At 67.8% G+C, this 12,383-nt stretch carries 16 protein-coding genes; 3 read left to right on the forward strand and 13 right to left on the reverse strand.

Annotated features, from left to right (window positions below; translation table 11 throughout):
• Together gcvA and HX774_RS20035 are read left to right on the forward strand one after the other, a co-directional pair.
• Positions 1-924, forward strand: coding sequence for a transcriptional regulator GcvA (gcvA, locus tag HX774_RS08110; protein WP_178825808.1), 924 nt, complete (start codon positions 1-3; stop codon positions 922-924).
• A 98-nt stretch (positions 925-1,022) separates the two neighbouring features.
• Complete coding sequence (locus HX774_RS20035) at positions 1,023-1,145, forward strand: hypothetical protein (RefSeq protein WP_255500235.1); 123 nt, start codon at positions 1,023-1,025, stop codon at positions 1,143-1,145.
• Between the two features lie 116 nt (positions 1,146-1,261).
• Here HX774_RS20035 and xth read toward each other — a convergent pair whose 3' ends face one another.
• From xth to HX774_RS08125, 3 genes are all read right to left on the reverse strand, one after another.
• Entirely contained in the window at positions 1,262-2,065 is an 804-nt protein-coding gene (gene xth, locus HX774_RS08115; RefSeq protein ID WP_178825810.1) for an exodeoxyribonuclease III, read from the reverse strand.
• 208 nt (positions 2,066-2,273) lie between these two features.
• Entirely contained in the window at positions 2,274-2,909 is a 636-nt protein-coding gene (locus HX774_RS08120; protein ID WP_178825812.1) for an outer membrane lipoprotein carrier protein LolA, read from the reverse strand.
• Between the two features lie 300 nt (positions 2,910-3,209).
• Positions 3,210-5,690, reverse strand: a complete 2,481-nt coding sequence (locus tag HX774_RS08125) for a DNA translocase FtsK (RefSeq protein ID WP_178825814.1) — start codon at positions 5,688-5,690, stop codon at positions 3,210-3,212.
• A 202-nt stretch (positions 5,691-5,892) separates the two neighbouring features.
• On the opposite strand from HX774_RS08125, the gene HX774_RS08130 reads away from it, so the two are divergent.
• Positions 5,893-7,143, forward strand: a complete 1,251-nt coding sequence (locus HX774_RS08130) for a UbiH/UbiF/VisC/COQ6 family ubiquinone biosynthesis hydroxylase (RefSeq protein ID WP_178825816.1) — start codon at positions 5,893-5,895, stop codon at positions 7,141-7,143.
• A 68-nt stretch (positions 7,144-7,211) separates the two neighbouring features.
• Here HX774_RS08130 and HX774_RS08135 read toward each other — a convergent pair whose 3' ends face one another.
• From HX774_RS08135 to HX774_RS08180, 10 genes are all read right to left on the reverse strand, one after another.
• A complete protein-coding gene (locus HX774_RS08135) occupies positions 7,212-7,409 on the reverse strand; it encodes a hypothetical protein (protein ID WP_178825818.1) in 198 nt (65 codons plus the stop codon).
• Positions 7,406-7,627, reverse strand: a complete 222-nt coding sequence (locus tag HX774_RS08140) for a hypothetical protein (protein ID WP_114818213.1) — start codon at positions 7,625-7,627, stop codon at positions 7,406-7,408. The genes HX774_RS08135 and HX774_RS08140 overlap by 4 nt, the downstream gene beginning before the upstream one ends.
• On the reverse strand, positions 7,624-7,773 hold the full coding sequence (locus tag HX774_RS08145; protein WP_178825820.1) for a hypothetical protein: 150 nt from the start codon (positions 7,771-7,773) through the stop codon (positions 7,624-7,626). The genes HX774_RS08140 and HX774_RS08145 overlap by 4 nt, the downstream gene beginning before the upstream one ends.
• A 105-nt stretch (positions 7,774-7,878) precedes the next feature.
• Positions 7,879-8,073 carry a Trm112 family protein gene (locus HX774_RS08150; protein WP_114818212.1) on the reverse strand — a complete coding sequence of 65 codons (195 nt, stop codon included), beginning with the start codon at positions 8,071-8,073 and terminating at the stop codon, positions 7,879-7,881.
• 98 nt (positions 8,074-8,171) lie between these two features.
• Positions 8,172-8,831 carry an LON peptidase substrate-binding domain-containing protein gene (locus HX774_RS08155; protein ID WP_178825822.1) on the reverse strand — a complete coding sequence of 220 codons (660 nt, stop codon included), beginning with the start codon at positions 8,829-8,831 and terminating at the stop codon, positions 8,172-8,174.
• Positions 8,832-8,844: 13 nt separating this feature from the next.
• Positions 8,845-9,744, reverse strand: a complete 900-nt coding sequence (gene trxA, locus HX774_RS08160) for a thioredoxin (RefSeq protein ID WP_178825824.1) — start codon at positions 9,742-9,744, stop codon at positions 8,845-8,847.
• A 781-nt stretch (positions 9,745-10,525) separates the two neighbouring features.
• The gene (locus tag HX774_RS08165) at positions 10,526-10,765 is read right to left on the reverse strand and encodes a hypothetical protein (RefSeq protein WP_178825826.1); all 240 of its coding nucleotides are present in this window, start codon (positions 10,763-10,765) and stop codon (positions 10,526-10,528) included.
• Between the two features lie 76 nt (positions 10,766-10,841).
• Entirely contained in the window at positions 10,842-11,612 is a 771-nt protein-coding gene (gene map, locus HX774_RS08170) for a type I methionyl aminopeptidase (RefSeq protein ID WP_178825829.1), read from the reverse strand.
• A complete protein-coding gene (locus HX774_RS08175; RefSeq protein ID WP_178825845.1) occupies positions 11,609-11,821 on the reverse strand; it encodes a ParD-like family protein in 213 nt (70 codons plus the stop codon). Before HX774_RS08175 ends, map begins: the two co-directional genes overlap by 4 nt.
• Before the next feature lie 54 nt (positions 11,822-11,875).
• A partial coding sequence (locus HX774_RS08180) for a prolyl-tRNA synthetase associated domain-containing protein (protein ID WP_370523380.1) occupies positions 11,876-12,383 on the reverse strand: 508 nt, incomplete at its 5' end.

A 12,383-nucleotide genomic window follows, 5' to 3' on the forward strand; every position in this document is an offset into this window, starting at 1 on the left:
ATGAGCGAGCGTCGTCCGACCCCGCCTCTGGTGGCGCTTCGGGCCTTCGACGCCGCCGCCCGTCTCGGCAGCTTCCGCGAGGCCGCCGAGGAGCTGGGCGTCACGCCCGGCGCCGTCAGCCGCCATATCAAGGCGCTGGAGATGCGGCTGGGCCTGCGTCTGTTCGACCGTTTCAACCGCTCCGTGGTTCTGACCGCAGACGGCCGTCGGCTGGCCCAGGGCGTGGCCGACGCCTTTGAACGGCTGGAAAGCGCGCTGGAGGCCGTGCGACCGGGCCGAAGCCGCCAGCTGCGGATCTCCGCCCTGCCGTCGCTGGCGGGCAAGTGGCTGTCGCCGCGCCTCCACCGTTTCAGCGAGGACAACCCTGACCTCGATTTGATCGTCTTCGCCGAGGACCGCATCGCCGACCTGTCGAACGGCGAGGCCGACGTGGCGCTCCGCTACGGCGAAGGCCCCTATCCCGGTCAGGTCGCGCGTCGGTTGATGAGCGAACGCCTGATCCCCGTCTGCGCCCCCTCTCTGGCGGCGGCGCGGTCGATGCACACCCCGGCGGACCTGCTGGGCGCCGTTCTTATCCATGAAAGCTGGCACGACCTGCCCTTCGCCGACCGCATGGGCTGGAAGGCCTGGTTCGAGAGCGCGGGCGTCGTCGATCCGCGGGTCCACAATCTGCGCGGCCCGGTCTTCAGCCACAGTCATCTGGCGCTGGAGGCCGCCCTGTCGGGACGCGGCGTGGCCCTGACCTCGGCGCCCCTGGCCGCTGACGACCTGAGGGAGGGGCGGCTGATCCAGCCCGTCGACCACGCCCTGACCAACGACCTGGCCTACTGGGCCGTGGTCCTGCCCGAACGGGCCGACGAGCCCAAGCTGCGGCGCTTCCTGAACTGGATCGAAGCCGAGGCCCACGCCAGCCCCATCGATTGATCTGAACTCACTCGACCCAGCCTAACCGTGGTTTGTCCACAGCGGGTCGATGGACCATGTTCGGTGCATTCGGATCTCCCCGCCGAAAGGACCAAGACATGAAACTCGTGCACCCCCGCGCCGACGCCTTCTCGTTTGAAGCCGTCGTCGTCTTCACCGGCAGCGTCACCCTGATCCTGCTGGGCGTCTTGGCCGGCGCCAAGCTGCTCGGCGCCGCCTGAGACGTATAGCGAAATCGGTTCAGATGCGATCGCATCTGAACTCAGATCTTCGCGCCAGACTCTTACGACAGGCGGTCGCTCCCTCGACCGCCTGTCGTCTGCTCATCTGAATTTTTCTAGACGTCCAGGTCCATCACCACGGGGGCGTGGTCGCTGGGCCGTTCCCATTCGCGCACCGTATCGAGAATGCGGGCGCTGCCCTTGACCACGGCGGGCGTCAGGCCCGGCGAGGTCCACAGGTGATCCAGCCGCAGGCCCCGGTTCGACACGCGGAAGTCCTTGGCGCGATAACTCCACCAACTGGCCAGCTTGACCGGGTCCGGGATCTGATCGCGCACCACGTCGGCGAACCCACCGGCGTCTTGCAGACGACGCAGGGTCTCGATCTCGCCCGGCGTGTGGCTGACCACCTTCAGCATGAACTTGTGATTGAAGACGTCGTTGTCGCCCGGCGCGATGTTGAAGTCGCCCGCCAGGATCAGGGGCCGCTGCTGGTCGCGGGTCTTTATCTCCGCGGTCAGCCGCTCATAGAAGTCCATCTTGTGATCGAACTTCGGGTTCAGCTTGCGGTCGGCAATGTCGCCGCCGGCGGGGATATAGAAGTTCTGCACCTCGACGCCCTGGATCAGGCCCGAGACGCAGCGGCCATGGCCTTCGCGGCAGACGTCGAGCGCAGGGCCTTCACCGTCGAGAATGGGCAGCCTGCTGGCGATGGCGACGCCGTGCCAGCCCTTTTGGCCGCGGATCTTCAGATAGGGCAGACCCATCTGTTCAAAGGCTTCCCGAGGGAACTGGTCCTCAGTGCACTTGATCTCCTGCAGGCACAGGACGTCGGGCGCGTATTCGGCGACGAAGCGGGCGACTTGGTCGACGCGCAGGCGGACCGAGTTGATGTTCCAGGTGACGATGCGAAGGCTCATGGCCCGGCCTTAGCATGGTCGCGACCAGAAAAAAGCGCCCGGAACGGGTCCGGGCGCTGAACAAGTTCGTCTCTCTCGCCGCCGGGAGGGGATGATTCCATGGCGGACAGAACGACCGCCGTCGTTCCTGTGCTTAAAGTGTCACAGCCGAGAAAAAAGTCAAATCAACAAAATACGTCAAGGCTGTGCAGGCCGCGTGACGCTCGCCTTAGTTGCGGCTGGGGCGGCGCGTCGGATCGCGCAGCTGGAACAGGCTGGCGGCCAGACCCGAGGCCGGCTGCAACGAGGTCAGCTGGATGCGGGTGCGCGACCCTTGCGCGTCGGTGATGCTCCATTCCTGAAGCCGCAGCGGCGATCCGGCGAAGGCCAGGATGACCGAACCCTCGTTGGGCTTGGAGGCGTCGCGGGCGGTGATGGCGAAGGCGCCCGACGCCATGCGGGTGACGCGGTCGACGCGGACGCCCTGGTCCAGACGGACCTCGCGGGCCAGGAAGGTCGACAGCGGCGTGGCCGCCAGCGGCACCTGACGGAAGACGTTCAGGCGCGGATCATAGCGTTTGACGTTGTTGCCGTCGGCCACGACCAGCAGGCCCGCCGGCTCGGTATATTCGAACCGCATCTTGCCGGGGCGTTGCAGCCAGAACTTACCGGTGCGTTGCTGGCCGCCCGGTCCGGTCTCGATGAAGTTCCCTTGCGCCGCCGTCAGGCCGGTCAGATAGGCTTGGGCTTGACGCAGGGTGGCCTGGTCCGCGGCGGACAGGTTGGACTGGGCCGAGGCGGGCGCGGCGGCCACGATGGCCAATGCGGCGGCGCTGAAACCGAAAGCGCGGCGTGAAATCGTCATGTCTTGTCTTCTCCCGTTCGGGATGAGGGTTCGGATGGTCATCAAGCCGCAGGCAGACGGCGACCCCATGACCCCAGCCTGACCATATTTCGGCGCTCCGATGAAGCGGTGTTCATTGTCTTAGGGGTCCTATCGCTCGCGACGCGGTCGCTCGCTGCTTGAGGACGAGGGCGTTCAACGGGCGTAGGTCGCGTGTAGTTCCGTTCAACCGAGCTGACTTCGGCGCTGAAGCAGCGAGCGACCGCGTCGCGAGCGATAGCGCCCGGCAGCGAAGTTGCCGCTTCGGCGCAGCCGACGAGGTCAAGGAGGAGGACCGGCCAGGATATCCCGCTTCCCGGCGTGGTTGGCGGGGCTGACGACGCCTTCCTGCTCCATGCGTTCGATCAGGGTGGCGGCGCGGTTGTAGCCGATCTGCAGGCGGCGCTGGATGTAGGAGGTCGAGGCCTTGCGGTCGCGGGTGACCACGGCCAGGGCCCGGTCGTAGAGGTCGTCCCCGGACCCGCCGCCGTCCTCGTCAAAGGCGCCGTCGCCGTCTCCGTCCGGCTCGTCGGTGATCAGGTCCAGATAGTCGGGCTCGGCCTGGCTGCGCAGGTGCTTGCACACCTCCTCGACTTCCTGGTCGGTGACGAAGGGGCCGTGCAGGCGGGTGATGCGGCCGCCGCCGGCCATGTAGAGCATGTCGCCCTGACCCAGCAGCTGCTCGCCGCCCTGCTCGCCCAGGATGGTGCGGCTGTCGATCTTGGACGTGACCTGGAAGGAGATCCGGGTCGGGAAGTTGGCCTTGATGGTGCCGGTGATGACGTCCACCGACGGGCGTTGCGTCGCCATGATCAGGTGGATGCCGGCGGCGCGGGCCATCTGGGCCAGACGCTGGACCGCGCCTTCCACGTCCTTGCCGGCGACCAGCATCAGGTCGGCCATCTCGTCCATGACCACGACCAGATAGGGCATGGGCTCGGGGCGGATCTTCTCGCTCTCGTAAACCGGACGGCCCTGCTCGTCGAAGCCCGTCTGGACCGTGCGCTCGAAATGCTCGCCCTTTTCCTGGGCCTCGCGGGCGCGCTCGTTGTAGCTGGCGACGTTGCGGACGCCGAGCTTGGACATCCGGCGATAGCGGTCCTCCATCTCGCGCACGGTCCACTTCAGGGCCACGACCGCCTTCTTGGGATCGGTCACGACCGGCGCCAGCAGGTGCGGGATGCCGTCATAGACCGACAGCTCCAGCATCTTGGGGTCGATCATGATGAAGCGGCACTCGGCCGGCGTGTGGCGATACAGGATCGACAGGATCATGGCGTTGACCCCGACTGACTTGCCCGAGCCGGTGGTGCCGGCGATCAGCAGGTGGGGCATGCGCGCCAGGTCGGCCACGTAAGGCTCGCCGCCGATGGTTTCGCCAAGGGCGAGCGGCAGCAGATGGCTCTTCTTGTCGTATTCGCCGGAGGCCAGCAGGTCGCGTAAGTAAACCGTCTCGCGCTTGGCGTTGGGCAGTTCGATGCCGATGGCGTTTCGGCCCTGAACCACGGCGATGCGGCAGGCGCGGGCCGACATGGAGCGGGCGATATCGTCGGCCAGGGCCACGACGCGGCCATGCTTCACGCCCGGCGCGGGGACCAGTTCGTACAGGGTGACGACGGGGCCGGGGCGGATCTGATCGATGGCGCCGCGCACGCCGAACTCCTGCAGCACGCCCTCCAGCATCTTGGCGTTCTGCTTCAGCGATTCCTCGTCGACCGCGCCGACGCGCTGCTGAGGCTTGGACAGGATGCCGAGCGAGGGCAGGTCGAAGCCGTCGCTGGGTTCGAACTCGAAGGTCTGCTGGTCGGCGTCGCGGGCGGGACGGGGCGCCTTGACGGCGGCGACCTTGGGCTCGGCGGCGCGGGTGGCGCCGCGCGCGGACGGCGGCGCGATGGGGGCGACAGGGGCGGCGTCCTCCCACGGCGGGACCGAGGCTCCGGGCGCCTCGTCGTCGGCATAGGGATCGGCGGCGTAGGGATTGTCCTCGGGCGCATAGGCGGCGGGTGCGGCTTCCGGCTCAGGCGCGCGGCGAGGCTTGCGTGCAGAGGGAGCGGCGGCGGCCTCGGCCACGATGCGGGCGTCGCCCTTGAGGCCGGCTTTTGAAGGCGTCTTGACCTTGGCGGGGCGGTCGGCGCGATGGGCGGCGTGCTTTTCGGCGGCCCAGCCGGCGGTGTCGGTGAAGTCGCGCAGGCGCAGGCCCACGGCGTAGCCCAGGGCCCAGAGGCCCAGGATCAGGAACAGGCCGCCGGCGATCCAGCGTCCGCCGGGAATATGCAGGGCGGCGAGGCCTTGGGCCGACAGGCCCGAGACGCCGTCGCCCCACAGGCCGCCCAGACCGGCGGCCAGCGGCCACTTGGCGGGCGCGGCCAAGGCCGACAGCGCCGCCGACAGCAGCAGGACGCCGGAGATCGCGCAGAAGACCTTGAAGGCCGTGGGCTGAAGTCGGTGTTGCAGGGCGTCGCCGATGGCTGTGGCCAGCCCGAAGGCGATCAGCAGCAGGACGGCGGGCCAGGCGGCCAGGCCCAGAGACTGCATCATCAGGTCGGCCAGGGTCGCGCCCGTTCCGCCCAGCCAGTTGGTCGGTCCCTGCGTCGAGGCGGCGTTCCAGCTGGGGTCCGCCGGGTTCCACGAGATCATGGCGACCAGCAACAGGGTCGACAGCAGGGCTTGCAGCACGCCGCGGAAACGCACGGCGAAGGGCGCGCCCCAGACGATGCGGGCGGTGGACCAGGCGCGTTGGCCGAGCGCGAGGGCGGCGGACATGAAGGCGAACCTCAGAAGACTAGGCCTCCCTTGTCGCGCGACAGGGTTAAGGGGCTGTTTACCAGCAGCCTAGTGGCGAGTGGTTAGTGACGAGTGGCGAGGGATGTCGACAGTCGCGGCGGGACCTTTTCGTCACCCGCCACCCCTCACTCGCCACTTTGTCCCACTGGACGCGAGCCCTGATCGGCGCGACAGAAGACCCATGGCTGACACCGACTACGACATCATCATCGCGGGCGCGGGACTGGCGGGGGCGACCTTCGCCCTGGCGGCGGCGCAGGGCGGGTTGAAGCCGGTGCTGGTCGATCCCCAACCCTTCGACGCCCAGCTGGCGCCGACCTTCGACGGGCGCTCGACCGCCATCGCCTATTCCACCTTCCGCATGCTGGATGCGCTTGGCCTGGGCGAGAGCCTGCGGCCCCACGCCTGCCGCATGGATCGCATTCTGGTGACGGACGGCAAGCGACCGGGCGCCGCCAGCCGCCCGCCGTCGCCGGCCTATATCCGCTTCGACGCCGACGAGATCGGCGACCGCAACGGCGGCGAGCCCCTGGGCTATATGCTGGAGAACCGCCGCATCCGTACGGCCTTGGCCGAGGCCGTCACCGCCGCCGGGATCGAGGTCCGGGCGCCGGCTTCGGTGGATGGCGTCGAGGTCGGGCCGGGCCTGGCGACGGTGACGCTGAAGGACGGCGCGACCATCAGTGCGCCTCTGGTCGTCGGCGCCGAGGGGCGCGGCTCGACCGTGCGCCGTGCCGCCGGCATCGACACCTTCGGCTGGGGCTATGGTCAGAGCGGCGTGGTGGCCACGGTCAGGCTGGGTCGCGACCACGGCAATGTCGCCCATGAATATTTCCTGCCCGACGGGCCTTTCGCCATCCTGCCCCTGACGGAGCAGCGCGCCAGCCTGGTCTGGACCGAGAGCACGCGCCGGGCCGAGGCGCTGAAGGCCGCCTCGGACGAGGCTTTCCACGCCCATCTGATGCGGCGCTTCGGCGAGTTCCTCGACGGGGTCGAGGTCGTCGGGCCGCGCTTTGTCTATCCGCTGTCCTTGCAGCTGGCCGAGAAGCTGACCGCGCCGCGCATCGCCATCCTGGGCGACGCCGCCCACGGGGTGCACCCGGTGGCGGGGCAGGGGCTCAACATGGGGCTGAAGGACGCCGCCGCCCTGGCCGAGGTCCTGACCGACGCCGTGCGGATCGGCGAAGACATCGGCTCGGAGCTGGTGCTGGAGCGCTACGCTCGCTGGCGCCGCTTCGACAATGCGGCGCTTGCGGCAGGCTTCGACGGCTTCGTGCGGCTGTTCTCGAACGACCTGGCGCCGGTGCGGCTGGCGCGCGATCTGGGCATGGCGGCGGTCAACCGCATCGCCCCCCTGCGCCGCGCCTTCATGCACGAGGCGGGCGGGGCGACGGGGGATTTGCCTCGCCTCTTGCGAGGCGAGAGCCTCTAAAGCGAAGAGGCCCTATCGCTCGCGCCGCGGGCGCTCGCTGCTTGAGGGCAGGTCGGCGCAGCAGATGATCAGTCGTGAGTGTGCAGCAGGACGTCGCCGCCGTCGCGGCGGTCGGCTTCCTCGACGGCGCAGCGCAGGGCCGAGGCGCGGGTCTGGAACAGGCCGAAGAAGAGGCCGTCCGAGGAGGCAAGGCGCCAGACCCGGCCCGCTCTCTGGATTTCGAACAGGACGGGACGGGGCGGCGAGGCCAAAGGCTGGGCGGTCATGACCTGGGCTCGGCGTGGTTCAGGCGGTCCGCCTGACGCTGAAGCTGGCGGGCGATGCGCAGCGCCGCCTCGCGGTCAGGAAAGGGCCGCGTGGCGCAGCTGTCCAGGGTGACGCACCAGCCGCCGTCGCGAGCGACGACGCCATAGGTGCGGCTGCTGTGGGGCACGGCCTCGGCCTGAATTTCAGGGACGCCGGCGTCGGGATAGCCGCTCATCATCGCGAGCGGCTCCGGTCGGCGGGGTCGCGCGGGGTGCAGCCGAGATAGAGGGTCAGAACGGTCTGGGTCATGCGCCAGACGCTGGCTGTGGCTCCAGGCGGGGCGGCGCGGTTGAGGGACTGGTTCAGCAGGGCGCGGCGGCTCATGGGAGGTCTCCTTCAGAGGCTGAAGAAGACGCCCAAAACGCATAAGGGCGCGATGAGGAAAGCGGGCGCCCGCCTAAGCGCGGCGTAAACTCGGTTCCCCTCGCCTCAGTCCAGCGGGCGGGCGTCCTCGACCAGCATGATCGGCACGCCGTCGCGGATGGGGAAGGCCAGCTTGGCGCCGGCGGAGATCAGCTCGTTGCGTTCGCGGTCAAGGGTCAGGCGACCGCGCGTGACCGGGCAGACCAGGACCTCCAGCAGGCGGGGATCGACAGAAACGGGGGTGTTGAAGGCGTCGCTCATCATCTTTGTTTCCTATCGCTCGCGCCGCGGGCGCTCGCTGCTTGAGGAAGTGGCTTCTTAGGGGGCTATCGCGCTTCGCGCTACTTGAGCACCGGCGCCTACTGCATCGCCGGGCCGTCGTCGTCGCCAGGGTCCGCGGCGTCGATGCGGAGCAGGGCGGTCAGGGCCTCGGCGCGATTTTCCAGCGAAGGGGCCTCCAGCAGGGCCTGCTTTTCGGGCGGTTCGAAGGGCAGGGCCATGGCCAGGCTGTTGATCAGGGCTTCCTGAGGCGCGATCTCGGCGGTGTCCCAGTCCACGTTCAGGCCGCGATGCTCCAGATAGGGGCGCAGGGCGTCGAGGAAGTGGTCGCGGTCGAAGTCGGCGGCGGGGTCAGGCGCGCGCAGATCGGCCTCGAACGGGGCGAAGTCGGCGTGGACCTGACGATAGGGCGTCTTGACGGGAAGCTCGCTGCTTACGCGGAACCGGCACACCCCGGTCAGGGTGATCAGATAGCGGCCGTCCGAGGTCTCGTTGAAGCTGGTGATGCGACCGGCGCAGCCGACGCGGGCCAGCGGCGGCTGGGGGTTGTCCAGCCCGGTCAGGGGCTGGATCAGGCCGATGATCCGGTCCCCGGCCATGGCGTCATCGACCATGTTCAGATAGCGCGGCTCGAACACGTTCAGCGGCAACTGGCCGCGCGCCAGCAGGATCGACCCCGGCAGAGGGAAGACCGGGATCACCTGGGGCAGTTCAATCGCCTTGATATAGCCCTGGGCCATCGCCGCTCTCCGATCAGGCGAACAGGATGGAGGACAGGCGCCGGCGACCGTCGCGGGCGATCTCGCTGGCGCCGCCGGCCGCGTCGAAGACGACCAGCAGCTGCTTGCGCGCCGCCTGATCGTTCCACTCGCGGTCGGCCTTGACGATGGCCAGCAGCTGATCGACCGCCCCGCCCAGATCGCCCGCCGAAGCCAGGGCCAGGGACAGGTCGTAGCGGGCTTGATGGTCGTTGGGATCGGCGGCGATCCTGCCTTCCAGTTCCGCCGTCGCGCCGGTCGGGGCCGAGGCGGCCAGCGACAGCTGGGCGCGGACGCTCTGCACCATGGGGTCGGTGGAGTCGGCCGGGGCCATGGCGATGGTCTGGCGCGCCTGTTCCGTGTCGCCCTCGGCCAGATAGACGCGGGCCATGCCGGCGATGGCCTTGGGGTTCTCGGGCTCGATGGTCAGGACATGGGCGAAGGCCTGGGCCGCGCCGCCCAAGTCGTTGAGGCCAAGGGATTCCTCACCCAGCGACAGCAGTTGCTCGACGTCGGTGTTGACGCCGGCGCCGCCGGTGAGCTTGTCGATGAAGGCCTTGATCTGGCTCTCGGGCACGGCGCCCTGGAAGCCGTCGACCGGCTGGCCGTTGACGAAGGCGTAGACGGTCGGGATCGACTGGACCCGCAGCTGGCCCGCATAGGCCGGGTTGGCGTCGACGTCGATCTTGACCATCTTGACCGCGCCCTTGGCGCCGCGCACGGCCTTTTCCAGCGCTGGGCCCAAGGTCCGGCACGGGCCGCACCAGGTGGCCCAGAAGTCGACGATGACCGGCTGATGTTTCGAGGCCTCGATCACGTCGGCCATGAAGGAGGCGTCCGTGCCGTCCTTGATCAGGTCGGCGGGCGGGTTCAGCGTCGGGTCGGCGAAGGTCATGATCGGGTCCGCATCTGGATCGAAGAATCGTAACGGATCAGATGGCGTCGGGATGCCTCGCCATCAAGCGTTGAAATGGACGCAGTCGGCGCCGCGCCGCGAGGCTTGGGACCCGGGGAGGAAAAAACAGAGTCCAATTCGTCTGAATCGTCTGAAATCGGCCGCCGCGCGGCCCGCCATGAAGGTCGCCATAGCAGGGGTCTGCGTCATAAGGGGACGCGCGGGCGGGAAACGGACCCGAGGAATGTCCGTTGAGGGTGCTGAAATCGCCTTTGCTTTCACGGGCACCCAAAGGCCGGCGCTTGGATTGACATCTTCTCTAAAGGGTGAGTTCCTGTTCAAATCAAAAATCGGCGAACGCTGGTCGCCGAAGTGGAGGTCGGTCGATGCGCATCGGACTTATGACAACAGTAATTGCTCTGGCGGCTTCGTCTGCCGCGATGGCTCAGGATTCGGTCCCGCCCGGGCCACCCCAACAGATTGTCCCGCCACTAACTAATTCTGCCGCCAGGCAATCCTTGGACGAGGCGTTAGCGGAGCGCAATTACGCTCAGCGAGTCCGCTTTTTCCAAACTCGCCAAGTAGAGCGCTGGGAGCGCGCAGAGCGCCTGTCGGAGATGGCGAACGCTGGTCAATGCAACGAGGCCGTCATCATCGCGAAAGAGGAACGCGACACTGCTATGGCCGATAGACTCGCGGACGCCTGCTCGCCCCGGCGCCGTTAGGTTTTTAACTTTTTCGCCCGACTCGAGAACGTCAGCGGCGCTTGTTTGCTAGGTGGCTAGCGTACGCTGGGTGGGAACTTATCGGACCAGACCTTCATCTGCTTGCGCATCCAGCCAGCGAGAACCATGAAGGCGACCGAAGCCAAAGCCCCGGTTGCGCAGAAGAGCGAAGCAAGCCTGTCCCCATCGCGCAGGAAGGCGATGGCTAGAAAGGCCGAACCTGCAAGCACCAGGGCTCCCAAAAGCTGAAAAATGCGGGCGGTGATCGAGAAGGTTTTTAGCATACCAGCAGCCAAGGCGATTTAGCCAACGTCTGCAATGGGTCAAAGCGGACATCACCTGCTCTGCCGATAGTAGACGCTTCTGCGGCGTTCAGGCGGCCAGCCGCGCCTCGTCGGGGCGCAGGGTCAGGACGCGGACGCCGTTGGATGTGACGGCCACGGTGTGTTCGAACTGGGCGGAGAGCTTGCCGTCGGTGGTGACGACGGTCCAGCCGTCGTCCAGGGTGGCGACGGTGCGGCGGCCCTGGTTCAGCATGGGCTCGATGGTGAAGACCATGCCTTCGCGCAGCCTCAGGCCGCTTCCGGGCTTGCCGAAATGCAGGACCTGGGGCGCTTCGTGCATTTCCCGGCCGATGCCGTGACCGCAGAAGTCGCGGACGATGGAATAGCCGTTGCGGGTCGCGTGGCGTTCGATGGCGTGGCCGATGTCGCCCAGCGTGGCGCCGGGACGGACGGCGCGGATGCCCTTCCACATAGCCTCATAGGTGGTCTGGACCAGACGGCGGGCGGGGCGGGCCACGTCGCCGATCAGATAGGTCTTGCTGGAATCGGCGATGAAGCCGTTCTTCTCCAGGGTGATGTCCAGATTGACGATGTCGCCGTCGCGCAGGATCTCGTCCTTTGACGGCACGCCGTGGCAGACGACCTGATTGCGCGAGCTGTTGAGCACGAAGCCGTAGCCGTACTGGCCCTTGCTGGCGGGGCGGGCGTGCAGCTGATCGACGATGAAGGTCTCGACCAGGGTGTCGATCTGCAGCGTGCTCAGGCCCGCCAGCGTCAGGCCGTCCAGATGGGTGAAGACCGAGGCCAGCAGGCGCCCGGCCTCGGCCATCAGTTCGATCTCGGCCGGGGTCTTGGTCATGCGGCGGCGGCCGAGAGATCGGGGGCGCCGACGCCCGCCGCCTTCAACTCGCGCGCCATCAGATCCTGAAAGGAGAGGCCGGGGTTCAACTCGCCCAGCATGCCGATCCTGATCCAGAAGGCGGCCTGGGCGTTGATCGAGCGGCACGAGGCCTTGCTGGCCCGGCGCAACTGCTCGTGCAGTTCGTCCTCGATGTTGACGATGCCCATGGGACGGTCCTTCATATACGTTTCGTATATGAACCATACAGGAGCAGACTAGGGTCAGTCCAGAGCGTCGAAGTCCACGACCAGGGGTTCGCGGTCCAGCAGGGTCAGGACGCGGCGGAAGGCGGCCTGATCCAGAGCGGTGGTGGCGGTGTTGGTCAGGGGGTGGAAGTTGACGATGTCGGCGTCCCACAGGCGCTGATCGAGGACGAAGGTCACGCGACGGTCGCGGTCGTTGATCAGGCCCAGCGCCGTGACCGAGCCGGGGCGGACGCCCAGCGTCTCCCACATCAGGGTCTCATTGCCGAAGGAGAGACGGTCGGAGCCGAGCGTCCGGTGGGCGCGTTTCAGGTCGATGACCGTGTCCTGGGCCGCCGAGATCAGCCACAGCCGGCCCTTCTTGTCCTTGAGAAACAGGTTCTTGGTGTGCAGGCCCGGCAGGTCGGCCTTGAGGTCCAGCCCCTCCTCGACGCGGAAGACGGCGGGGTGGTCGTGGGTGGTCTGGGCCACGTCGTTTTCGGCCATCCAGGCCAGCAGGCGGGCCCGGTCATAGGCGGGGTGGGGG

Origin of the sequence: Brevundimonas sp. P7753 (genome assembly GCF_013386595.1) — a bacterium.
GTDB classification, from domain to species: Bacteria; Pseudomonadota; Alphaproteobacteria; order Caulobacterales; family Caulobacteraceae; genus Brevundimonas; species Brevundimonas bullata.

Excerpts from the sequence above, each read along its gene's own strand:
- gcvA (WP_178825808.1), top strand. The coding sequence starts at position 1 with ATGAGCGAGCGTCGTCCGACCCCGCCTCTGGTGGCGCTTCGGGCCTTC.
- HX774_RS20035 (WP_255500235.1), top strand. The coding sequence starts at position 1,023 with ATGAAACTCGTGCACCCCCGCGCCGACGCCTTCTCGTTTGAAGCCGTC.
- xth (WP_178825810.1), bottom strand. The coding sequence starts at position 2,065 with ATGAGCCTTCGCATCGTCACCTGGAACATCAACTCGGTCCGCCTGCGC.
- HX774_RS08120 (WP_178825812.1), bottom strand. The coding sequence starts at position 2,909 with ATGACGATTTCACGCCGCGCTTTCGGTTTCAGCGCCGCCGCATTGGCC.
- HX774_RS08125 (WP_178825814.1), bottom strand. The coding sequence starts at position 5,690 with ATGTCCGCCGCCCTCGCGCTCGGCCAACGCGCCTGGTCCACCGCCCGC.
- HX774_RS08130 (WP_178825816.1), top strand. The coding sequence starts at position 5,893 with ATGGCTGACACCGACTACGACATCATCATCGCGGGCGCGGGACTGGCG.
- HX774_RS08135 (WP_178825818.1), bottom strand. The coding sequence starts at position 7,409 with ATGACCGCCCAGCCTTTGGCCTCGCCGCCCCGTCCCGTCCTGTTCGAA.
- HX774_RS08140 (WP_114818213.1), bottom strand. The coding sequence starts at position 7,627 with ATGATGAGCGGCTATCCCGACGCCGGCGTCCCTGAAATTCAGGCCGAG.
- HX774_RS08145 (WP_178825820.1), bottom strand. The coding sequence starts at position 7,773 with ATGAGCCGCCGCGCCCTGCTGAACCAGTCCCTCAACCGCGCCGCCCCG.
- HX774_RS08150 (WP_114818212.1), bottom strand. The coding sequence starts at position 8,073 with ATGAGCGACGCCTTCAACACCCCCGTTTCTGTCGATCCCCGCCTGCTG.
- HX774_RS08155 (WP_178825822.1), bottom strand. The coding sequence starts at position 8,831 with ATGGCCCAGGGCTATATCAAGGCGATTGAACTGCCCCAGGTGATCCCG.
- trxA (WP_178825824.1), bottom strand. The coding sequence starts at position 9,744 with ATGACCTTCGCCGACCCGACGCTGAACCCGCCCGCCGACCTGATCAAG.
- map (WP_178825829.1), bottom strand. The coding sequence starts at position 11,612 with ATGACCAAGACCCCGGCCGAGATCGAACTGATGGCCGAGGCCGGGCGC.
- HX774_RS08175 (WP_178825845.1), bottom strand. The coding sequence starts at position 11,821 with ATGGGCATCGTCAACATCGAGGACGAACTGCACGAGCAGTTGCGCCGG.